Origin of the sequence: Pseudomonas sp. A1230, from assembly GCF_044218825.1 — a bacterium.
Classification (GTDB): Bacteria; Pseudomonadota; Gammaproteobacteria; order Pseudomonadales; family Pseudomonadaceae; genus Aquipseudomonas; species Aquipseudomonas iridis.
In genome coordinates, this window is sequence record NZ_CP162582.1 from 879,913 (window position 1) to 900,350 (window position 20,438).

Annotated in this window: 20 protein-coding genes; 5 read left to right on the forward strand and 15 right to left on the reverse strand. The window is 59.1% G+C overall.

Going from position 1 to position 20,438, the window contains the following annotated elements; all coding sequences use genetic code 11:
* Both AB4P97_RS04175 and AB4P97_RS04180 read left to right on the forward strand, forming a co-directional pair.
* Nucleotides 1-1,947, forward strand: coding sequence for an S-type pyocin domain-containing protein (locus AB4P97_RS04175; RefSeq protein ID WP_052491506.1), 1,947 nt, complete (start codon nt 1-3; stop codon nt 1,945-1,947).
* A 1-nt stretch (nt 1,948) separates the two neighbouring features.
* Complete coding sequence (locus AB4P97_RS04180; protein ID WP_235378442.1) at nt 1,949-2,197, forward strand: bacteriocin immunity protein; 249 nt, start codon at nt 1,949-1,951, stop codon at nt 2,195-2,197.
* Between the two features lie 49 nt (nt 2,198-2,246).
* Here the strand turns inward: AB4P97_RS04180 and AB4P97_RS04185 are convergent, their stop codons facing one another.
* From AB4P97_RS04185 to minC, 7 genes are all read right to left on the reverse strand, one after another.
* Nucleotides 2,247-4,403 (reverse strand): mechanosensitive ion channel family protein, encoded by a 2,157-nt coding sequence (locus AB4P97_RS04185; RefSeq protein ID WP_042558416.1) that lies wholly within the window; start codon nt 4,401-4,403, stop codon nt 2,247-2,249.
* A 77-nt stretch (nt 4,404-4,480) separates the two neighbouring features.
* On the reverse strand, nt 4,481-4,657 hold the full coding sequence (locus AB4P97_RS04190) for a hypothetical protein (RefSeq protein ID WP_162835980.1): 177 nt from the start codon (nt 4,655-4,657) through the stop codon (nt 4,481-4,483).
* 100 nt (nt 4,658-4,757) lie between these two features.
* A complete protein-coding gene (locus AB4P97_RS04195; RefSeq protein WP_042558417.1) occupies nt 4,758-6,047 on the reverse strand; it encodes a M18 family aminopeptidase in 1,290 nt (429 codons plus the stop codon).
* Nucleotides 6,048-6,241: 194 nt separating this feature from the next.
* A complete protein-coding gene (locus AB4P97_RS04200) occupies nt 6,242-6,877 on the reverse strand; it encodes an RluA family pseudouridine synthase (RefSeq protein WP_016982865.1) in 636 nt (211 codons plus the stop codon).
* 91 nt (nt 6,878-6,968) lie between these two features.
* Entirely contained in the window at nt 6,969-7,223 is a 255-nt protein-coding gene (minE, locus tag AB4P97_RS04205) for a cell division topological specificity factor MinE (protein ID WP_003223146.1), read from the reverse strand.
* Entirely contained in the window at nt 7,223-8,035 is an 813-nt protein-coding gene (gene minD / locus AB4P97_RS04210) for a septum site-determining protein MinD (RefSeq protein WP_042558418.1), read from the reverse strand. Before minD ends, minE begins: the two co-directional genes overlap by 1 nt.
* 169 nt (nt 8,036-8,204) lie before the next feature.
* On the reverse strand, nt 8,205-8,942 hold the full coding sequence (minC, locus tag AB4P97_RS04215; protein WP_042558419.1) for a septum site-determining protein MinC: 738 nt from the start codon (nt 8,940-8,942) through the stop codon (nt 8,205-8,207).
* Nucleotides 8,943-9,059: 117 nt separating this feature from the next.
* Here minC and AB4P97_RS04220 point away from each other — a divergent pair, with 117 nt between their 5' ends.
* Nucleotides 9,060-9,992, forward strand: a complete 933-nt coding sequence (locus tag AB4P97_RS04220) for a lipid A biosynthesis lauroyl acyltransferase (RefSeq protein WP_042558420.1) — start codon at nt 9,060-9,062, stop codon at nt 9,990-9,992.
* A 35-nt stretch (nt 9,993-10,027) separates the two neighbouring features.
* A complete protein-coding gene (locus AB4P97_RS04225) occupies nt 10,028-11,200 on the forward strand; it encodes a patatin-like phospholipase family protein (protein ID WP_042558421.1) in 1,173 nt (390 codons plus the stop codon).
* A gap of 137 nt (nt 11,201-11,337) precedes the next feature.
* Here AB4P97_RS04225 and AB4P97_RS04230 read toward each other — a convergent pair whose 3' ends face one another.
* From AB4P97_RS04230 to puuE, 8 genes are all read right to left on the reverse strand, one after another.
* Nucleotides 11,338-12,123, reverse strand: a complete 786-nt coding sequence (locus tag AB4P97_RS04230; RefSeq protein WP_042558422.1) for an outer membrane protein OmpK — start codon at nt 12,121-12,123, stop codon at nt 11,338-11,340.
* A 372-nt stretch (nt 12,124-12,495) separates the two neighbouring features.
* Entirely contained in the window at nt 12,496-13,281 is a 786-nt protein-coding gene (locus AB4P97_RS04235) for an outer membrane protein OmpK (protein ID WP_042558423.1), read from the reverse strand.
* Nucleotides 13,282-13,439: 158 nt separating this feature from the next.
* The gene (locus tag AB4P97_RS04240; RefSeq protein WP_115148220.1) at nt 13,440-14,798 is read right to left on the reverse strand and encodes a nucleobase:cation symporter-2 family protein; all 1,359 of its coding nucleotides are present in this window, start codon (nt 14,796-14,798) and stop codon (nt 13,440-13,442) included.
* Nucleotides 14,799-14,964: 166 nt separating this feature from the next.
* Nucleotides 14,965-16,278 carry a urate hydroxylase PuuD gene (locus AB4P97_RS04245; protein ID WP_047300351.1) on the reverse strand — a complete coding sequence of 438 codons (1,314 nt, stop codon included), beginning with the start codon at nt 16,276-16,278 and terminating at the stop codon, nt 14,965-14,967.
* Nucleotides 16,279-16,328: 50 nt separating this feature from the next.
* Nucleotides 16,329-16,832 carry an ureidoglycolate lyase gene (locus AB4P97_RS04250; protein WP_042558425.1) on the reverse strand — a complete coding sequence of 168 codons (504 nt, stop codon included), beginning with the start codon at nt 16,830-16,832 and terminating at the stop codon, nt 16,329-16,331.
* A 147-nt stretch (nt 16,833-16,979) separates the two neighbouring features.
* A complete protein-coding gene (gene alc / locus AB4P97_RS04255; protein WP_042558426.1) occupies nt 16,980-17,975 on the reverse strand; it encodes an allantoicase in 996 nt (331 codons plus the stop codon).
* A gap of 89 nt (nt 17,976-18,064) precedes the next feature.
* Nucleotides 18,065-18,580: a 2-oxo-4-hydroxy-4-carboxy-5-ureidoimidazoline decarboxylase gene (gene uraD / locus AB4P97_RS04260; RefSeq protein ID WP_042558427.1), complete on the reverse strand. Its 516-nt coding sequence runs from the start codon at nt 18,578-18,580 to the stop codon at nt 18,065-18,067.
* Nucleotides 18,577-19,503, reverse strand: a complete 927-nt coding sequence (puuE, locus tag AB4P97_RS04265; RefSeq protein WP_042558428.1) for an allantoinase PuuE — start codon at nt 19,501-19,503, stop codon at nt 18,577-18,579. Before puuE ends, uraD begins: the two co-directional genes overlap by 4 nt.
* Before the next feature lie 442 nt (nt 19,504-19,945).
* Between puuE and uraH the strand changes: the two genes are divergently transcribed.
* Entirely contained in the window at nt 19,946-20,299 is a 354-nt protein-coding gene (gene uraH, locus AB4P97_RS04270; RefSeq protein ID WP_042558430.1) for a hydroxyisourate hydrolase, read from the forward strand.
* Nucleotides 20,300-20,438 lie beyond the last annotated feature (139 nt).

Below are 20,438 nucleotides of genomic sequence, written 5' to 3' on the forward strand. Positions count from 1 at the left end.
ATGCAGCGTAATGGAATAACGCTTCCGCCGATTGTTGTGCGTCCGGATAAACAAGATGAATATTTACATTATTTAGGGCAGGGGGATGGTTCGGGGCGAAATGTTGATTTCGCCCCGCTGGGTGAAATTCTGGATTTGGAAAATGCTTACAAGTCGGTTTCCGGAAACCTGGCACAAGTACTTGAAGTTGAACTTGCGCACGTCAGAAACGGAGGCGATTCAATTCCACTCCCTCCGCTGGAGGCCTTGGCGAGAGAGTTGCGCTTTAGAGATTCGCTGATCGCCCGCAAGTACACGGCTTTGTTGTCGACACAGGATGTTGCCATCCAGCGATTCGGTCAGGCGCAAGTTGAACGGTTTTATAATAGCGGCCGCTTGCCACAGGTGAATCGGCGAAACTCTGGCGTCACTGTGTTGCAAGCCTACAGTGCGCTGTTTAACGCCAAGTTGCTGGTTGAAGGCATCGGGTTGCTGAACACCCAGTCCGCAAGACTCAGGGAAGTTGTTGCCGTCGTACAAGCACAAGAGACTGAGCGGATTGCCCAAGAGCAGGCGCGATTGGCGGCGGAACATGCTCGGCAGGTTGCTGAGGAACAGGCCCGTGCTGCGCAGGATCAAGCGCGCCGTATGGCGCAAGAGTTAGCGCGTATTGCCGCCGCCAATGAAATCAAGCGACTGGCGGAAGAGCAAGCCCGTTTGGCGGCGCAAGCCCGGGAGCGAAAGCTCGCCGAGGAGCGGGCAACGCTTGAGGCAGAAGCTGAAGCACGCCGGCTCGCAGAGGAAAAGCGCCGACTGGAGGATGCCGAACAGGCCAATCGCTCGATTGAAGACCAGCGCCCAGGTCTGGGTCATGGCGTTCCCTTGCGCCTTCAGGGCAATGTCGCCAACGCCCAGTTGGTTTTTGCGACATCCAGTGGCGCAGTGGCCATTGCCGACAATCTGATGGCTGGTTTAGCTGCCGTCATTCGCTCGGCGGTTGCCGGCCTGTCGGGTCTCGCTGCAGGCACGGCGTCGGGTCTGATGGTGGGTGTGAGTGCGTTCATCTATTCACCGACGCTGGGCAATGGTGAGTTGCCCGAGCGCTTCGTGCTCAGCCATCCGTTGTCGGACCTGCTACCCGGGCCTTTACCGGATCTGCACAGGCTGGCAAGCGAAAGGGCGTTGCTGGATTTACCCGTACGTTTAAGTCCCCGGCCATTGACAAGCAATCTGGTGGAACTGCTCGTTGTTCCGGTCGGCGGTAAAAGACTCCCTTCCGGCGTACGGGTGATTGCAGCCGGTTATAACCCCGGGGAAAACACCTACGGCACCACGCTTACTGACCTTCCGCCAACAACCGTGGTCTGGACGCCTTCAGTAACGCCGACTGACAGTTCAACGCAGTTGCCCGTCGAAGAATCAGCTCCACCGCGATACTTCGGCGGCAATCTCGTCCCGATTGAGGGACGGATCGATACCTATCCTGTCCCGGGCAACATTCACTTCGACGACTTCATTCTGGTTTTTCCGCCGGAATCGGGACTGCCACCGCAGTACGTCATGTTCCGGGACCGTCGGAATGATCCGGGGGTTGCCAGCGGTTATGGAGAACCGGTTCCGAGTAGATGGCTGGAGGCGGCTGCGCAAGGCGAGGGCGCGGCGATTCCAGCGGAAATCGCTGAGAAGTTGAGAGGGCGGCAGTTCAAAAGCTTCAGGGCTTTTAGAGAGAGATTGTGGAAGGCTGTTTTCAACGAGGAAAGATTAGCTGAGTTGTTTAATGCGGCGAGTTTAAGCGAAATGAAAAAAGGTAAAGCTCCGATAGTAAGAGATAGTGATTTTGCGGGAGCAAGAGTAAAGTACGAGCTGCATCACAAGTTGGGTTTGGCAGAGGGTGGGGATTTATATAATGCTGACAATATAAGTATTGTCACCCCTAAGGCGCATATTGAAATTCATAAAGGGCTTTGATGTGAAATCAATACAGGAAATGAGTGAAAAAAGTTTTCTTGAATTTGTCAGGAAAATCTATAACTCAGGATTTCGTACAGAGAAACAGCAAATTTTAGCCATTCTTGAGTTTAAGCGGCTAGTTGAGCATCCTTCTGGCTCAGATTTGATCTACTACCCGGAAGAAGGCAAGGATGGGCCTGAAAATGTTGTCTTGGAGGTAAAAAACTGGCGCTCCGCTAACGGTAAACCCGGTTTCAAAGATCAATAAAAATACCCCCCTATTGGCACTGCCTGCCAATAGGGGGGCACATTCGGGTTCAGTTCTCCTTTTTATACTCCGCGCCCGGTGTGATCACTTGCACGCTCATGCGCGGCGTTGCCAAGTCGAGTCCGGCTTCGTCGAGATGGCGTTTGAGCGACAGGTTGAAGGCCCGCGAAACTTCCCACTGTTTGATCGGCGCAGTCTTGAATCGCGCGCGGAGGATCGCACTGCCGGACTCGAAACTTTCCACGCCTTGAATCTCCAGTGGCGACCAGATGTTGCGACGTTGCAGCGGGTCGGTGCGCATTTTCTGGCCGACGTCGCGCATGAGTTTGATCGCGTCATCGATTTCCATGTTGTACGGCACGGCGACGCGGAAGATCGCGTAGCCGAATTCCCGCGAGTAGTTTTTGATGCTTTTGATTTCGCTGAACGGGATGGTGTGGACGATGCCGTCGATGTCGCGCAGGCGTACGGTGCGGATGGTCAGGCCTTCGACGGTGCCGAGGTGGCCGCCGACATCGACGTAGTCGTCGATGGCCAGCGAGTCTTCGATGATGATGAACAGGCCGGTGATCAAATCCGCGACCAGTGACTGCGCGCCGAAACCGATGGCCAGACCGATGACACCGGCACCGGCCAGCAGTGGCGTGACGTTCATGCCCATGTTCGCCAGAGCGACGATCAGCGCGATGATGAAAATCGTCACGAACAGCACGTTGCGGATCAGCGGCATCATGGTTTGCGCGCGTGCGTTGGCCAGGCCTTTGCGCGAGCGGGTGAGGGCGTGGTGCACGGCGGTGTCGGCGAGGATCCAGATCAGCCAGGAGAAAATCAGTGTGCCGATCAGGCTGAACAGTTTGACGCTGATGTCATGGCCGTCACCTTCGGCGAAACCGATCAGCGACTGGCCCCAGACGCGCAGGCCGAGTTCGATGAATACCAGCCACACAAACAGGTGCGCGAGGGTATAGAAGAAGTTTTTCAGGCGCTCGGAATAGAGCGCGTGGCGTTTCGGCCCGCGTTGCGGTTTGAGTGAATGACGGCGGACGAGGCCGTTTATGACCATGCACAACACCAGCAGCACGGTGCAAATCAGCGACTGGCGCAGCGCGGTGCTGGTGTCGCCGGCGGAAACGAAAGTGGCGAACAGCGAGATGCCGACCAGCACCAGCGCTGGCACGTACCAGAAGGTGCCGAGGATGTCGATGGTGTCGCTGAGGGCGCGGCGGGTCAGGCGGCGGGACAGCGGCTGGTTGCGAATCAGGTGCGCTACCGGCCGGCGGAAACGCAGGATGAACAATCCGGTCGACAGTGCCGCGAGCACATTGGCGATGGTCGCGGCAGTGTGCGCCAGATGCACGCCGAGTCCTTCGACCAGTCGCGGGTCGCTCAGGGCTTCGCCGAACGCGGCGAAGCTGCCGATCAGCCACAGCGGCCGAAACGCCTGATGGCGCAGGATGTACAGAGCACGATGGCGGTGCGGGCCGTCGAGCAGGGAAAAGGCGATGACGCAGATTGCCGAGAAGCAGGTGCCAACCACCAGCGCGTAGGCCAATAGCATCGCCAGGCTTTTGCCCAGTGACGATGGCAGCGCGTAGCTCATGTAAACGGTGATCACCAGGGCGATCAGCCACGGCCCGAGTTTGCGTAAAGCGAAGCGCAACATGTCGAGGGCCTTGGGGTGTTGCGGCAGTTCTTCGGTGAGACCGAAGCGCATGCGTACGCGATGGCCGAGCCAGATCAGCGCGGCGGCGAGCAGGCTCCAGACCATCAGAATGATGGCGAAGGCAAAGATGATGGGCAGCCATTCGCTGGCCGGCAGTATCAGCGCCTTGAACTCATCCTTGGCCAGATCGAACTCGCTGGACCAGCGCGTCACCGGGCTGTCGGCGCCGGAGAACTGTTTCTCGAAATTGCTCAGTGTGCCGCCAATCAGGCCGAGCACGCCTTGTTCAGGTGAGGCCTGGGCTTTTTTCGTGGCGTCGCGGAGTTTCTTCAGATCGGTCAGCAACTGCGCGCGTTGCTTGTCGTTTTCCAGCGACTTGATGACTTCGTCGAGGGACTGCCCGAGCGGTTCCTGGGCTTCGGGCTGCGCCTTGCTGGTATTGAGCAGGCCCGGCAGACCGACCGCGTGGGCAGGCGCCACTGGCAGCAACGTCATCAGGCAGATGAGGAAAATACAGGGCAGAGCAAACAGACGAGCAAACACTAGGCGGTCAACCTCGCAACGGGCGGATTCGCTGAAGTGTACGAGCCCGCCGAAAGCAATGCGAGCCGGGCGCGGGTTTATTCGTTGAGTTTGGCGAGGATCTTGTAGACCACGGTGGCGAGGATCGTCAGCATGCCGATCCACATCGCGAACACACCCGCGTTCTTGTCGCGGAAGTTGAAGCCGATGGCCAGCAGGATCATTCCGCACAGTATGGGAATGAGCATGGCGTGGAAAGAGGACATCGAGATCATGGTGACTGCCTTGTCGAAATGAATGATGTAAGTCTAGGCCGCTTTGGGCTGATCGGTATTGATCTGTGTAGGAGCTGCCTTCGGCAGCTCCTACAGTGGGTCACGGCAAATCGCGGCAGGCGTAGAACGCGCTCAGCACTTTGACCAGATGCGCCAGGTCATTGCTGCCGCACAGTTCGCGGATCGAGTGCATGGCGAACGTCGGCAGGCCGATGTCGACGGTGCGCACGCCCAGGTGGCTGGCGGTGATCGGGCCGATGGTCGAGCCGCAGCCCATGTCGCTGCGCACCACGAAGCTTTGCACCGGTACTTCTTCAGCCATGCACAGATGACGGAAGAACCCGGCGGTTTCGCTGTTGGTGGCGTAGCGCTGGTTGCTGTTGACCTTGATCACCGGGCCGGCGTTGAGTTTCGGGCCGTGGTTGGCGTCGTGTTTGTCGGCGTAATTGGGGTGCACGCCGTGGGCGTTGTCGGCCGAAACCAGCAGGGATTTCTGAATGGTACGGACGAACTCATCACCTTCGGGCAACAGACGGCGCAGGGTCTGCTCGAGCATCGGGCCATCGGCACCGCAGGCCGAGCAGGAGCCGACTTCTTCGTGGTCGTTGGCGACCAGCACGCAGGTCTCGTCGGTTTCGGCAGTGAGCAAGGCTTGCAGGCCGGCGTAGCACGACAGGAGGTTGTCGAGTCGCGCGCCGGCAATGAAGTCACCGTTCAGGCCAATGACTGCAGCACTCTGCGTATCATAGAAACTCAGCTCGTAATCGAGCACGACGTCTGCGTTCAGACCATGTTCGCGCGCCAGTTGATCGGTGAGCACGGCACGGAAGTCGACGCGCTCGTCACCGGCGAACTGCGCAAGAATCGGCGGCAATTCGGTCTGGGCATTGATCGCCCAGCCCATGTTGGCTTCACGGTTCAGGTGAATGGCCAGATTGGGGATGATCGCGATGGGCGCCTTGAAGTCGATCAACTGGCTTTCGACTTTGCCGTCGCGGCGGAAGGTTACGCGGCCGGCCAGCGAGAGGTCACGGTCGAACCACGGCGCCAGCAGCGCACCACCGTAGACTTCAACACCCAGTTGCCAGAAGCCCTGGCGTTGCAGTTCCGGTTGCGGCTTGACCCGCAGGCACGGGCTGTCGGTGTGTGCGCCAACCAGGCGGATGCCACCGTGCAGCGGCGAGTTGCGGCCCATTTTGATCGCGACAATCGAGGAGTCATTGCGGGTGACGTAGTAGCGGCCGTTGGCCTCGGTGGTCCATGGCTCGCGCTCGTCGAGGCGCACAAAACCGGCAGCCTCCAGACGTTGCACCAGGCTGGCGGTAGCGTGGAACGGGGTAGGGGAGGCCTTGAGGAAGTCGATCAGGCCTTGGTTCAACTCTTCGCGCATAAGAAGCTCCAGACAGCAATGGGCGGGAGTTTAACGCATTGACCAGGGAATTGAATCTGAAGTGGATCCGTGTAGGAGTTGCCGCAGGCTCGCGCCGCGACCGGACGATCTTTTGATCTTGAATTCCGTCAATCAAAAGCAAGATCAAAAGATCGCAGCCTGCGGCAGCTCCTGCATGGGCCTTGCGGAGTTTGTCAGAACGGCGCCGGGCACTCGAAGCGCAGGCGTTCGCCGGTTTGCGGATGGGTGAAGCTGAGCATGCTCGCGTGCAGGCACAGACGTGGCCAGGCGGCGAGCGCTTGCTCGTGTGCGTAGAGGCCGTCACCGAGCAGCGGATGACCGATCGACAGCATGTGCACCCGCAACTGGTGCGAACGGCCGGTGATTGGCGTCAGCTCGACGCGACACCAGTCGCCGCAACGCTCCAGCACACGCCAGAAGGTCAGCGCATGTTTGCCGAACTCGTGATCGACCACGTGACGTGGCTTGGTTGGCGGATCGTAGCGCAGCGGCAGGTCGATGCTGCCACTGTCCAGTTCCGGCTGACCCCAGGCCAACGCGGTGTAGGCCTTTTCGGTTTCGCGGTCGTGAAACTGGCGCGACAGTTCGCGATGGGTATCGGCGTCACGGGCGAGCAGAATGATCCCCGAGGTTTCCCAGTCCAGACGGTGAACGATGCGCGCTTCCGGGTAGCCGTTTTCCTGCAGGCGGGTAATCAGGCAGTCCTTGTTGTCGTCGGCGCGGCCGGGCACCGAGAGCAGCAGGGTCGGTTTGTTGACCACCAGTACGGCGGCGTCCTGATGGAGGATGTGGATGTTGGACAACGGCATTAAAACAGCCTCGTAACAAATGCCAACGGCGGCTCAGAACCATTCCGGGGTCGGAATGGCCCTGAGCCGCCGTAGCGACTACCGGATCGACTTAACGATCAGGCAGGGTGATGTTGAGTTCCAGAATCGAGCAACTGCCCTGGCTTTCCAGTGCAACATGTACGTCGTCGTTACCGATGTTGACGTACTTGCGGATCACGTCGACCAGTTCCTTCTGCAAGGCTGGCAAGTAATCCGGCGTGCTGCGCTGGCCGCGCTCATGCGCCACGATGATCTGTAGACGCTCTTTCGCTACCGAGGCGGTACTTGGCTTTTTGTTGGCACGAAAGAAGTCAAAAAGGTTCATTACCTACCTCCAAACAGGCGCTCGAAGAATCCCTTCTTCGTAACATCGAGGAAACGATGTTCTTTTTCTTTGCCCAGCAGACGATCAACGGCATCGCTGTAGGCCTGACCGGCATCGCTCTGGTCGTCGAGAATAACCGGGACACCCGAGTTGGAAGCCTTCAGGACAGCCTGGGATTCCGGGATGACACCCAGCAGGGTCACTGCCAGAATTTCCTTCACGTCTTCGACGCCCAGCATTTCGCCATCACTGACGCGCTGCGGGTTGTATCGGGTCAGCAGCAGGTGTTCCTTGATCGGCTCTTCGCCTTGTTCGGCACGACGCGACTTGCTGGCCAAGAGGCCGAGCATGCGGTCGGAGTCACGTACCGAGGACACTTCCGGGTTGGTCACGATGATCGCTTCGTCGGCGAAATACATGGCCAGGTGTGCACCTTTCTCGATGCCCGCCGGGGAGTCGCACACCACGAAGTCAAAATCTGCCTTGAGTTGCATCAGGACTTTTTCCACGCCTTCTACGGTCAGCGCGTCTTTGTCGCGGGTCTGACTGGCGGCCAGTACGTAGAGGTTTTCCAGGCGCTTGTCTTTGATCAGGGCCTGTTGCAGGTTGGCTTCGCCGTTGACCACGTTGACGAAGTCATACACCACGCGGCGCTCGCAACCCATGATCAGGTCAAGGTTACGCAAGCCCACGTCGAAGTCGACGATCACTGTTTTGTGGCCGCGCAGAGCGAGGCCGGTACCGATAGCGGCGCTGGTGGTGGTCTTACCCACACCACCCTTGCCGGATGTAACCACGAGAATCTTGGCCAAGGTGTTTCACCCCTAAGGAAGAAGGACTGTTTAGCCCCTGAAAAACATCTCTTGAAAACTACTGCAGTCGGACAGCCTTGGCTGGAATTTGGCTTTTGGCCTTTTTCCTACTTCGTTTGAGCCGTTTTCGCTACGTTTTAGAGATGCTTGGAAAATGCGGCAGTATCCGTTAAAGCCGAATGATGTTCAACACGTCGCCCGACAGGCTGACCTGTACGCCCGAGCCCCACATGGGGTCGCGACGCAAATCTTCGGAAACCTTGTAATGACCGGCGATGGAGATCAGTTCAGCGCTCAATTGCTGACAGAAAATCCGTGCCTTGGTATCGCCCTTCACGCCGGCCAGCGCCCGGCCACGCATTGGGCCGTATACATGGATGTTGCCATCGGCGAGAAGTTCCGCGCCCGGACTGACCGACGAAACCACAACCAGATCGCCACCCTGGGCATATATCTGTTGGCCACCACGCACTGGCGTCGTGATAACACGGGTCGGTTTGATGGTCGGCTCTGGCGGTTTTTCCGGCTTCTTTTTGACTTCGACTTCCGGGGTTTCCAGCGGTCGTTCACGGGCGCCGGACGGCGGCAGCACCGGGATGTCGATGGCGATGGCAGCGGCGATGTCTTCGATGCGGCTGGCGCGAATCGCCAGGGTGCGCAGGCCATGTTGACGGCATATGCGCATCAGCCCTGGCAGATCGACGGCGCCTTCGCCGGGCGGCAGTTTGTCCAGCGCCAGGACCAGCGGTGCATTGCTGAAAAAATTTGGCGCCTGTGCGACTTTGGCGGCCAGTTGCCGATCAAGGCTTTCGAGATCGTTGCGGGACAGCTCCAGCACGGTAATGGCCAGCATGCTGCCCTTCAACTGGAACACGGGATCTTGGTCTGGCGATTGGATTTGGCTCATATCGGCATACAACGGCTTGTCACTAAAAGTGCCGAGACTTATAACGAGAACGCCCGCGAGCCGCAAGCCGGGTCGAACGATGTAGAATGCGCGGCCACTGTATTTACGGAAGCTTTAATGGATCGCCCGCGTTTTCGAAAAGCATTTCTTGCTCCACGCTTCTGGCCGCTCTGGTGCGGTCTGGGGCTTTTGTGGCTGATTGTGCAGTTGCCGTATCCGGCACTGCTGACCATCGGTCGAGTTTTGGGCGCGTTGATGTATCGCGTGGCCGGCGACCGGCGGCGCATCGCCAAACGCAATCTGGAACTGTGCTTCCCGGAAAAGTCCGCCGCCGAGCGCAAGCGTCTGCTCAAGGAAAACTTTGCCTCAACCGGTATCGCCTTTTTTGAAATGGCGATGAGCTGGTGGTGGTCCCGCGAGCGCCTGGCAAAACTGGCGCACATCGAAGGTCTTGAGCATTTGCAGCAAGCTCAGCGCGAAGGTAAAGGCGTGATCCTGATGGCGGCGCATTTCACCACCCTGGAAATCGGCGCGGCGCTGCTCGGCCAGCAACACACCATCGACGGCATGTACCGCGAACACAAGAATCCGCTGTTCGATTTTGTTCAGCGTCGTGGGCGCGAGCGGCACAATCTCGATTCGCTGGCGGTGGAGCGCGACGACGTGCGCGGCATGCTCAAGTTGCTGCGCTCAGGTCGGGCGATCTGGTATGCACCGGATCAGGACTACGGCGCCAAGCAGAGCATCTTCGTGCCGCTGTTCGGCATTCAGGCCGCCACCGTGACCGCGACCAGCAAGTTTGCACGGTTGGGCAAGGCGTTGGTGGTGCCGTTCACTCAGGAGCGCCTGGCCGACGGCAGCGGTTACCGCATGGTCATCCATCCGCCGCTGGAAGGTTTCCCCGGTGAGACCGAAGAGGCCGACTGCATCCGCATCAATCAGTGGGTCGAGAGCGCGCTGCGGGCCTGCCCCGAGCAATACCTGTGGGCGCATCGCCGCTTCAAGAGCCGTCCGCCGGGCGAGCCGAAGTTGTACGCCAAACGCGGTTGATTGACCCATCCCCCTAAGCACCATGGAGTGTTGCGATGAGCCCTGCTGAACCGGTCACAGGTTTGATTCTTTCCGGCGGCGGGGCTCGGGCGGCCTATCAGGTAGGGGTGTTGGCGGCGATTGCAGAGTTGCTGCCATTGGGCGCGGACAACCCTTTTCCAGTGATCGTCGGCACTTCGGCCGGGGCGATCAACGCGGTCAGCCTGGCCAGCGGCGCCACCGATTTTCGCGCCGCCATCGAACGCCTCACACTGTTCTGGCAGGGCTTTCGCAGCCATCGCGTGCTGCGCAGTGACTGGCCTGGCGTGATCCATCAGGCCAGTCGGTTTGTCAGCCATAGCTTGCTCGGCATCGGTCGACAAATGCCGGTGGCGCTGCTCAACAGTTCGCCACTGCGCGATCTGCTCAATGAAAAGCTGCACCTGCCCGGCATTGCCGAATCCATCGCTCAAAAGCAATTGCGCGCCGTGGCGGTGACCGCGTTCGGCTACGAATCGGGGCAAGCGGTGACGTTCTATCAGGGCGGCGGCGTGATCGATGCGTGGCTGCGTCATCGGCGCATTGGCGTGCCGACGCAGTTGTCGGTGGAGCATCTGTTGGCCAGTTCGGCGATTCCGTTGCTGTTCGCGCCGGTGAAAATCGGCGAGGAGTATTTCGGTGACGGCGCGGTGCGCCAATCAGCGCCGATCAGCCCGGCGCTGCACCTGGGCGCGACTCGCGTGCTGGTGGTGGGCGTCAGCGGCAACCCGCGCGGGGTTGATCCGCAGCAGCCGCTGGAACGCACCTACACCGGTCAGCAGCCGACGCTGGCGCAGATCGGCGGGCACATGCTCAACAGCACGTTCATTGACAGTCTGGAGAGCGACATCGAGTTGCTTCAGCGCTTGAACCAGTTCAGCCATTTGATGCCCGATGGCACGCCGACCCGCGCATTGGGCGTGGCGCCAGTGGAGGTGCTGGTGATTTCGCCAAGTCAGCCGATCGATGAGATCGCGGCGCGGCATCGCCAGGAATTGCCGGCGGCGTTGCGGTTGTTCTTGCGTGGGCCGGGTGCGACCAGGACGAGTGGGGCAGGGGTGTTGAGTTACCTGCTGTTCGAGGCGGGGTATTGCAGCGAGCTGATTGATTTGGGGCGGCGGGATGCGTTGGCCAAGCGTGAGGAGCTGTGCCGGTTTCTGGGGCTGTCCGAAGCGGTGGTTCCAGCCTGAACCCGGTGGTGCGGCAATCGCTGGCAAGCCAGCTCCCACAGGGCTTTGCGTCGTAAACAGATTTTGTCTACACCAAAGAACTTGTGGGAGCTGGCTTGCCAGCGATGGCGTCCTTGCAGACGCCACTTATACCCGCATCAGAAGTGGAACTTCACCAGGAAGTTGGTCACGCTCTGATTGGTTTTGAACGCACCGGTGTCGTCGATCCCGTACTTGTCTTTCCAGTAATCGTATTCAACACCCACATACAACTGCTTCTCGCCATAACTCAGCGCCTTGCCCAAGTCGTATTTGACCTGTGGGTTGAAGTGCAGGTTGGCGTGGTAGTCGCCTTTTGAGTTGGAATCGTTGTCGGTCACCCAGTCCATGTAGCCGTCGATCAGGATGTTCGAGTTGCCCACCGGCACGGTGTAGGACCACACCGGGGTGATCTGCCAGACGTTGTCACCGGCGCGCGAGCCTTCGGTGTGACGCTGGTAGAAGTTCAGCTGGAAGTAGTCGAAGCCCGGGATGGCCAGGTCGAAGCCCGGACCGATCAGGTAGGACTCGGTGTCACCTTCGCCGAACTCGTAAGTCATCGCCAGCAGGACATCTTTGATCGGGCCGAACTCGATCTTCTGGTCGAGAACCTTGCCCAGCGAGATGCGTGGCTGGAACTCGCCGTAGTAGGTGTTCGGACCGTTGTTGAAGTCCTTTTCACCGTTGTAGAAGATCTTGTCGAGGAAGAAGAAGTTGTCCCCGTACTTCCATCCGTCAGCGTGTTCAAAGGTGACGGTCTGCTGGATGCGCGGGTTGACCTGGAAGTCCTTGCCATAGAGGTAAGTCAGGCTGTTGTCCTGCCATTGCAGGAGGCCTTCGGCCATGGCCTGCCCCCCGGCCAGCAAGGATCCCGCAAGCATCAGGCTGGTGCACATACGTTTCATTCGGTTGCTCCCAAAGTAGGTGTTCCACGTTTATTTTTTTGATCGGCGCTCTGGTGTGGCGCCTTTTTTCGTTGCTGCAAAAAGTCATCCGATCGGTCAGCTTGTTTGCTGTTAGCAAAAGCTGAGCCAAGGCTTTTCGAAAAGCAAAAAAACGCCCGTCGGCTGCTGAAAAACAGTCGATTGAGCGTGTTTTCGGAGTGCCTCGGTACTGACCGGGGCCGGGATAAGTTGGCCCGCTGGTCAGGAATTAAATTCGGGCTTTTTTTTAGACCGAATTCAAGAGGCCGCGGAGAATACTGACTCGCAGGCCTCGCCTCAAGTGCCCCGCAACAGAGCACCGACGACAGGCATGGGGCACGGTTGCGGGCCATCTTAGAAGTGCACCTTCACCAGCAGGCTGGCGGTGTTCTGATTGGTGTCGAAGTTATGGCTGTTTTCGACGCCGTATTTGTTCTTCCAGTAGCTGTATTCGGTGCCGACATACAGCTGCTTCTGACTCCAGCCCAGGGCTTTGCCCAGGTCATATTTGATCTGCGGATTGATATGCAGATTGGCGTGGTAGGTGCCGCGCGAGTTCTCGTCGTTGTCGACCACCCAATCCAGATAACCATCGATCAGCAGGTCGGAATTGCCCACCGGAATGCTGTAGGACCAGCCGGGCGTGATCTGCCAGACGCCATCGCCGGGGCGTGGGCCTTCGGTCTGGCGGCGGAAGATGTTCAGGGTGACGTAATTGAAGCCAGGCACTTTGAGGTCGAAGCCGGGGCCGATCAGGTAGGCCTCGCTTTCACCTTCGCCGTACTCGTAGGTCATCGCCAGCAGCACGTCCTTGATCGGGCCGAACTCGATTTTCTGGTCGAAGATCTTGCCGAACGAGAAGCGCGGGGTGAATTCACCGTAGAAGGTGTGCGGGCCTTTGTTGCGGTCTTCCTGGCCGTTGTAGAAGATCTTGTCGACGAACAGAAAGTTGTCGCCGTACTTCCACTTGTCGGCGTGCTCGAAGGTCACCGTCTGCTGGATCGACGGGTTGATCGCGAAGTTCTTGCCGTACAGGTAGCTGAGGCTGTTGGTCTGCCAGAGCAGTAAATCGCCGGCCATGGCCTGGGATGCGGCGAGCAGGCCGCCGCTCAACAGCAGGTTGGTTTGCGTGCGAATCATCTGTTGCTCCCTCTTGTTCTTATTTTTCAGGCGCAGAGCTGCTTTCCCTGTGGGAGCGAGCCTGCTCGCGAAAGCGGTGTATCAGTCAACGAGAGTGTTGAAGCTGATGACGTCTTCGCGAGCAGGCTCGCTCCCACAAGGGGCTATCGGTGTTGCTGTTAATGCGGGTGCGCGTGGCAGTCGTTGATCGCGGCGCGCTCGGCGCCGCCAAGGATGTTGAACAGCAGATTCAGCGTCAGCGCGCTGAGCGTTGCCATGGCGATGCCGCTGTGGGTGATCGGGCTCATCCACATCGGCAGATGGGCGAAGAACTCCGGCCGCACCACCGGGATCAGGCCCATGCCGATGCTCACCGCCACCAGCAACTGGTTGCGCCGGTCACCGATATCGGCTTCCTGAAGGATCTTGATCCCGGTGGCGGCGACCATGCCGAACATCGCAATCGCTGCGCCGCCGAGTACCGCTGAAGGAATCGATGCCACCAGGAACGCGGCTTTGGGCAGCAGGCTCAAGACGATCAGCAAGCCGCCGGCAACGATGGTCACCGAACGGCAGCGCACGCCGGTCATCTGCACCAGGCCGATGTTCTGCGCGAAGGAGGAGTGGGTGAAGGTGTTGAAGAAACCGGCGAAGAACGAGGCGCCGGCATCGCACAGCAAGCCGCGACGCAGCATGCGCGGGCAGACTTCCTGGCCGGTGATTTTGCCCAGCGCGAGGAACATCCCGGTGGACTCCACGAAGATGATCACCACCACCAGACACATCGACAGGATCGGTGCGAGTTCGAACTTCGGCATGCCGAAATGCAGCGGAGTGACGAACTGAACCCACGGCGCAGCGGCCATGCCACTGAGATCGACCATGCCGATCGCGCCGCAAAGCACGTAGCCCAGGCACATGCCGATCAACACGGAAATGTTCACCCAGAAACCGCGCATGAAACGGTGGACCAGCAGGATGGTGGCCAGCACCAGTGCGGCAATGGCCAGATAAATCGGTGAACCGAATTGTTCGGCATCAACGCCGCCACCAGCCCAGTTCACGGCCACGGGGAACAGCGACAAACCGATCGAGGTGATGACGGTGCCTGTCACCAGCGGCGGGAAGAAGCGCACGACCTTGGACATGAACGGCGCGATGATCATGCCGAAGAATCCGGCGGCGATCGTCGCACCGAAGATGCCTTGCAGACCGATACCGGGCATGCCGGCCATGGCGACCATGCTGCCGACAGCGGCAAAACTGGCGCCCATCATCACCGGCATGCGAATGCCCATCGGGCCGATACCGAGCGACTGCACGATGGTGGCGATACCAGCGACCAGCAGGTCGGCGTTGATCAGGAAGGCGATTTCTTCACGACTCAGGCCAGCGGCCTGTCCAATGATCAGCGGCACCGCAATGGCACCACCGTACATCAGCAGAACATGTTGCAAACCGACCAGAATCAGTTGCAAAAGGGGCAAACGCTGAATGGCGGGTGCGTCGGGGATGCGCGCTTTGGACAGCTCGGACATGCAACACCTCGGATCTTTTTATTCTTGTGATTAACAGCTGCCGGGTGGCTCACAGCTGTTTCTTTGCATCAGGTAAAACTGCGCTAAGGCGATTCGCGAGCAGGCTCGCTCCCACAGGAAATGCGCGATCTCTGTGGGAGCGAGCCTGCTCGCGAAGCTTTGTTACTTAGTTGGTCTGGGCTCCCTGGGCGATCCATGCACCGATCAGGTCACGTTCCTGCTGGGTCATCTGTGTGATGTTGCCCAGTGGCATGATCTGCGTGGTGATGGCCTGCGCCTGGATCCGCGCCGCGTTCTGGCGGATCTGCTCAGGGGTGTCGAGCATCACACCGGCCGGAGCTGCGCTGAACAACGGGCTGGTTGGTTTGGCCGAGTGACAAACTGTGCAACGCTCTTGAATCACGTTGTGCACTTTGTCGAAGCCTGGGCCGGCGTTGGAGGCTTGCGCTGGTGCTGCTGCAGGTTCGGCAGGTGCAGCAGGTTGCGCCGCTTCAGCCGGTTTCAAGCCACCGCCCACTGCAGTTTCCGGCAATGGCTGGTACTCGATTTTCGCTGGAGCCTTGGCCACTTCCGGTGCGGTCGACATCGGCGCAGGGCCGGTGACGTACGCCAGAGTGATCATGCCCACCGCTGCAACAGGCAGCGTCCAGGCAAACTTGTGGCTGTCGTGGCGGGTGTTGAAGTAGTGACGCACCAACACTGCAAACACCGCGATCCCGGCCAGGATCAACCAGTTGTACTGGCTGCCATACGTGCTCGGGAAGTGGTTGCTGATCATGATGAACAGCACCGGCAGGGTGAAGTAGTTGTTGTGACGCGAACGCAGCAGGCCTTTGGCCGGCAGCGCCGGATCCGGCGTGCGGTTCTCGGCAATCGCCGCTACCAGTGCACGTTGCGCCGGCATGATGATGCGGAACACGTTACCGACCATGATGGTGCCGATGATCGCGCCAACATGCAGGTACGCACCACGACCGCTGAACACCTTGCTGAAGCCATACGCCGCGCCGATGATCAGCACGAACAGGATGAAGCCGAGCAGGGCAGGGCGTTTGCCCAGCGCCGAGTCGCAAAGGAAGGAGTAGACGAACCAGCCGACGAACAGAGAGCCAATGCCCAGTGCAACGCCTTCAGGGCCGGTCAGGCTGCTGCCGGGTGCCAGCAGGTACAGCGTCGGGTTGTAGTAGAAGACTACGCACAGCAGCGCGATCCCCGACAACCAGGTGAAGTAGGCTTCCCATTTGAACCAGTGCAGGTTGTCCGGCATGGTCGGGGGAGCCAGTTTGTATTTTTCCAGGTGATAGATGCCGCCACCGTGGATCGCCCACAGATCACCGGCCAGACCGGTTTTCGGGTTGACGCGGTTGAGGTTGTTCTCCAGCCAGACGAAATAGAACGACGCGCCGATCCAGGCCACGCCAGTAATCATGTGAACCCAGCGCACGCTCAGGTTCAGCCATTCCAACAGATGTGCTTCCACAGTCTTTACCTCTCGCCTGTCACTCTGTTGTCGAGTGATCAGACCTTCTCTTATTGGTGGGGGGCGAGGATCAAACGCTCATCCTCTTTGAAAAAATGCTCATCGCAGTTATTGCCTGTGCCACTGCGATCAACCACCAGGAAGTCATCCCGCTTTTCGATCGTCAGCACCGGATGGTGCCAAACGCCGCGATGGTAATTAATGCCCTGCCTGCCGTTGGTGACGAAGGCGCGGACCAAGCCTGATACAGGTTCATCGCCAAGTGGCGCGACCACGATCAGAAAGGGGTTGCCGAGCAGCGGAATGAAAGCCTGGCTGCCCAGCGGATGGCGTTCCAGCATGCAAACGGTCAGCGGCATGTCCTGCGCGTCGGCGCGGAAGATACTGATGATCGCGTTGTCCTCCGGCTGAGCGGTTTCGACCGTCGCCAGTTTATGGAAGCGCATGGTCGAACCGTTGTTGATCATGAAGTGATCGCTGCCGTCGGTTTCGATCACGTCACCGAAAGGGGCGAAGGCTTCTTTGCTCAGCGGTTCAATCGTCAGTGTGCGCATGCTGTTCTTCTTATCCGAATTCTGTGTTGTTCAACTTGTCAGTGCGTCTTGCGCGATTCCTGTAGGAGCTGGCGAAGCCTGCGATCTTTTGATTTTGTTTTTAAGATCAAAAGATCGCAGCCTGCGGCAGCTCCTACAGGCTCAGCATTACTTCGCGACCTTGCCCAGTACGCGCAGGCGACTCACACCACCATCCGGGAACACGTTCAGGCGGATGTGGGTGATCGGGCCCAGTGCCTTGATCTGCTCGACGAAGGTGTGTTCGGCGTGCATTTCCAGTTTCTGGCTTGGCAGCAGATCGCGCCAGAACAGCGACTGGGTTTCGATCTGGCTGTCAGTACCGCCCTTGACGAACGCGCCCTGAATCGAGCAGGTGTCCGGGTAGTTGCCCTTGAAGTGCAGGGTGTCGACGATGATTTTTTCGATCTCGCCCGGGTGGCCCAGTGCGACGATCACCCAGTCATTGCCCGGCGTGCGACGACGTGCAGTTTCCCAGCCGTCGCCCATGTTGATGCCACGGCCCGGGTTGAGGATGTTGCTCATGCGGCCGAAGTGTTCGTCGGAGCAGGCGAGGGCGCGACCACCGTTAAGGGCGGCTGCCAGGTCGATTTGCTCATTGTCGCCAACAGCCGACCAGTCGCGATGCGGCACACCGTACACGCGCAGACGGGCAACACCGCCGTCCGGGTAGATGTTGAAGCGCAGGTGGCTGAACGCTTTGTCGTTGCTGATTTCGTGGTAGTGGTGGCTGTTGCCCTGCAGCTCGACGGCCGACAGCACTTCAGTCCACTGGGTGTTTTCGTCAGGCTCGCCCGACGCCAGGAAGCACGCTTCCAGAGAGGCCGATGGCGGGTAGTTGCCGGTGAAGAATGAAGTGTCGATGTCCACGCCTTTGATCGAACCCGGAACGCCCAGGCGGATCACGGCGCTGTCGAAGCCTTCGAAGCGCTTGCGGCGCGATTCCCAGCCGTCCATCCACTTGCCGTTGTCATCGAACACGCCCTCCTTCCATACGGCCGGGGTCGGTTGGAACAGACGATTGGCGTCTGCGAACCAGTCATCGGTGACCGAGATGATTTTGGTGCCCAGACGGGCATCGGCCAGGTTGACGAACTTCTCGAAAGGTACGGCGTAAGCTTTCATTCTTCTTGTCTGCCTTTAAATAAGTTGGCTGGGGATGCTTGCAAGACCCTGGGCATTCTCCGCGTCTGACATGCTCGGGTCAGGCTTCGCTAGAGGGTCAGTAAACGGAACAGGGCGATCTTGTTGATCTCCGCCAGCGCGCATTTGAATTCGGTATCCGCCGAATTGTGAATGCGCGTTTCGAACGCCGCGAGGATCTGATGCCGGTTGCTGCCTTTTACCGCCATGATGAAGGGAAACTTGAACTTGGCTTTGTAGGCGTCGTTCAGCTCGGTGAAGCGCTGGAACTCTTCGGCCGTGCATTGGTGAATACCGGCGCCAGCCTGTTCATTGGTGCTGGCTTCGGTCAGTTCGCCCTGGACGGCGGCTTTGCCGGCCAGGTCCGGGTGAGCGTTGATCAGTGCCAGTTGACTGGCGTGATCGGCGCTCAACAGGATGTCGCTCATGCGCTGGTGCAGGGTTTCGATCTCGTCGATCGAGGCGTCTGCGCCCAGGTCGTAGGCCTTCTCGGCCACCCATGGCGAATGCTCGTAAATGTCGGCGAAGGCTTTGACGAAGGCGTCGCGGCTCAGGGTCGACGGTTGCAGGGTTTGAAAGCGGCTCATTTGGCTGCCTCTTGGTGCGGGTGGGTTTCGTGCCAGTGACGCGCGATGTCGACGCGACGGCTGAACCACACCTGTTCATGACTTTTGGCGTATTCGATAAAGCGCTTGAGCGAAGCGATGCGACCCGGGCGGCCGATGAGGCGGCAGTGCAGACCGATCGAGAGCATCTTCGGCGCTTCGGCACCTTCGGCGTAGAGCACGTCGAACGCGTCTTTGAGGTATTCGAAGAAGTCGTCGCCCTTGTTGAAACCCTGCACCTGAGTGAAGCGCATGTCATTGGTGTCGAGGGTGTACGGGATCACCAGGTGCGGCTTGCCGGTCGGGTTGTTCGGTTCCCAGTAGGGCAGGTCGTCGTCGTAGGTGTCGCAGTCGTAAAGGAAACCACCTTCTTCCATGACCAGGCGACGAGTATTCGGGCCGGTGCGACCGGTGTACCAGCCCAACGGGCGCTCACCGGTGAGTTCGGTGAGGATGCGGATGGCTTCGAGCATGTGCTCGCGTTCCTGCGCCTCGTCCATGTACTGGTAGTCGATCCAGCGGTAGCCGTGGCTGCAGATCTCGTGACCGGCCTCGACCATCGCGCGGATCACGTCCGGGTGGCGCTGGGCAGCCATCGCGACGGCGAAGATGGTCAGCGGAATATCGAATTCCTTGAACAGCTTGAGGATCCGCCAGACGCCCGCACGGCTGCCATACTCGTAAAGCGATTCCATGCTCATGTTGCGCTCGCCTTGCAGCGGCTGGGCGGCAACCATTTCAGAGAGGAACGCTTCGGATTCTTTGTCACCGTGCAGAATATTGCGCTCGCCGCCTTCTTCGTAATTGAGCACGAAAGACAGGGCTACACGGGCATTGCCCGGCCAGTGTGGGTGAGGAGGGTTACTGCCGTAACCGATCAGGTCGCGTGGGTAGTCAGCGCTCACTGCAGTCTTCCTTCTTGTTCATGACTTATTCAAAGTCGGGATTACGTGGCTGCCTGGCGATGAGATTGCAGGCTGGCGTCACAGCGATGGGCTGATTGTATACAACTTTAATCGCACTTTGTAAGCCTGAATTTTCGCATTTTTCACCGACTGTCATCTTTTGCTGCTATTGGCGTGAGCCTGCAAGAAACCTGCCTGACTAGTCAGTTAATGGATGTAAGGTGCAATGTTCATGCGCTTGCGGGGTAGACCGGGAGAAAAGCCCCGGATGGCGGGGACGAAGCAAAAAATGTCGTTTTTATTGTGTACAATTTTTTTGAAAAGTGTCTTAATCAGCCGCTCGCCGCAGCTTTTCGTGCTCCGAATCGGTGCGGTCTCCTTTTCAACTGACTTCGGGAGGCGCGAAGTCTGACTGCTCCATGCAGGCAGGCGCGCAGAATCAATGGGACGTTTGACTACACACGTTTTGGACGCTGCACACGGTTGCCCGGGCAGCTCGATCAAGGTCGAGTTATACCGCGTTGAAGGTTCGCAGCTGGAATTGGTCGCCAGCGCGACAACCAACAGCGATGGCCGGGTCGATGCGCCGCTGTTGCAGGGCGATGACTACCGTACCGGGGTTTATCAGGTTCAGTTCCACGCTGGCGATTACTACCGCGCCCGTGGTGTGCAACTGCCGGAGCCGGCGTTTCTGGATGTGGTAGTGCTGCGGTTCGGCATCTCTGCCGAACAGGATCACTACCACGTTCCATTGCTGATCTCGCCTTACAGCTACTCCACGTATCGGGGCAGCTGACCCCCAAGCGGCTGCCCCTGCCGGGAAGCGACTGCGCATATAGCTTCTTTGGTCTTTCGCCCGCTCACACTGCGGGCTTTTTTTCGTCTGCGAATCGGCCTGCCATGTTCGGTCGCGCGCGCTCAAGGCTCAGACCGGG

Bases quoted from the DNA above. Each gene is read 5' to 3' on its own strand.
- AB4P97_RS04195 (WP_042558417.1), bottom strand. From the start codon at position 6,047: ATGCGCGAAGAGTTGAACCAAGGCCTGATCGACTTCCTCAAGGCCTCC.
- AB4P97_RS04225 (WP_042558421.1), top strand. From the start codon at position 10,028: ATGAGCCCTGCTGAACCGGTCACAGGTTTGATTCTTTCCGGCGGCGGG.
- uraD (WP_042558427.1), bottom strand. From the start codon at position 18,580: ATGAGCCGCTTTCAAACCCTGCAACCGTCGACCCTGAGCCGCGACGCC.
- AB4P97_RS04175 (WP_052491506.1), top strand. From the start codon at position 1: ATGCAGCGTAATGGAATAACGCTTCCGCCGATTGTTGTGCGTCCGGAT.
- AB4P97_RS04200 (WP_016982865.1), bottom strand. From the start codon at position 6,877: ATGCCGTTGTCCAACATCCACATCCTCCATCAGGACGCCGCCGTACTG.
- AB4P97_RS04220 (WP_042558420.1), top strand. From the start codon at position 9,060: ATGGATCGCCCGCGTTTTCGAAAAGCATTTCTTGCTCCACGCTTCTGG.
- uraH (WP_042558430.1), top strand. From the start codon at position 19,946: ATGGGACGTTTGACTACACACGTTTTGGACGCTGCACACGGTTGCCCG.
- minC (WP_042558419.1), bottom strand. From the start codon at position 8,942: ATGAGCCAAATCCAATCGCCAGACCAAGATCCCGTGTTCCAGTTGAAG.
- minE (WP_003223146.1), bottom strand. From the start codon at position 7,223: ATGAACCTTTTTGACTTCTTTCGTGCCAACAAAAAGCCAAGTACCGCC.
- AB4P97_RS04240 (WP_115148220.1), bottom strand. From the start codon at position 14,798: ATGTCCGAGCTGTCCAAAGCGCGCATCCCCGACGCACCCGCCATTCAG.
- AB4P97_RS04190 (WP_162835980.1), bottom strand. From the start codon at position 4,657: ATGATCTCGATGTCCTCTTTCCACGCCATGCTCATTCCCATACTGTGC.
- AB4P97_RS04230 (WP_042558422.1), bottom strand. From the start codon at position 12,123: ATGAAACGTATGTGCACCAGCCTGATGCTTGCGGGATCCTTGCTGGCC.
- alc (WP_042558426.1), bottom strand. From the start codon at position 17,975: ATGAAAGCTTACGCCGTACCTTTCGAGAAGTTCGTCAACCTGGCCGAT.
- AB4P97_RS04250 (WP_042558425.1), bottom strand. From the start codon at position 16,832: ATGCGCACACTGACGATTGAACCGCTGAGCAAAGAAGCCTTCGCCCCT.
- AB4P97_RS04235 (WP_042558423.1), bottom strand. From the start codon at position 13,281: ATGATTCGCACGCAAACCAACCTGCTGTTGAGCGGCGGCCTGCTCGCC.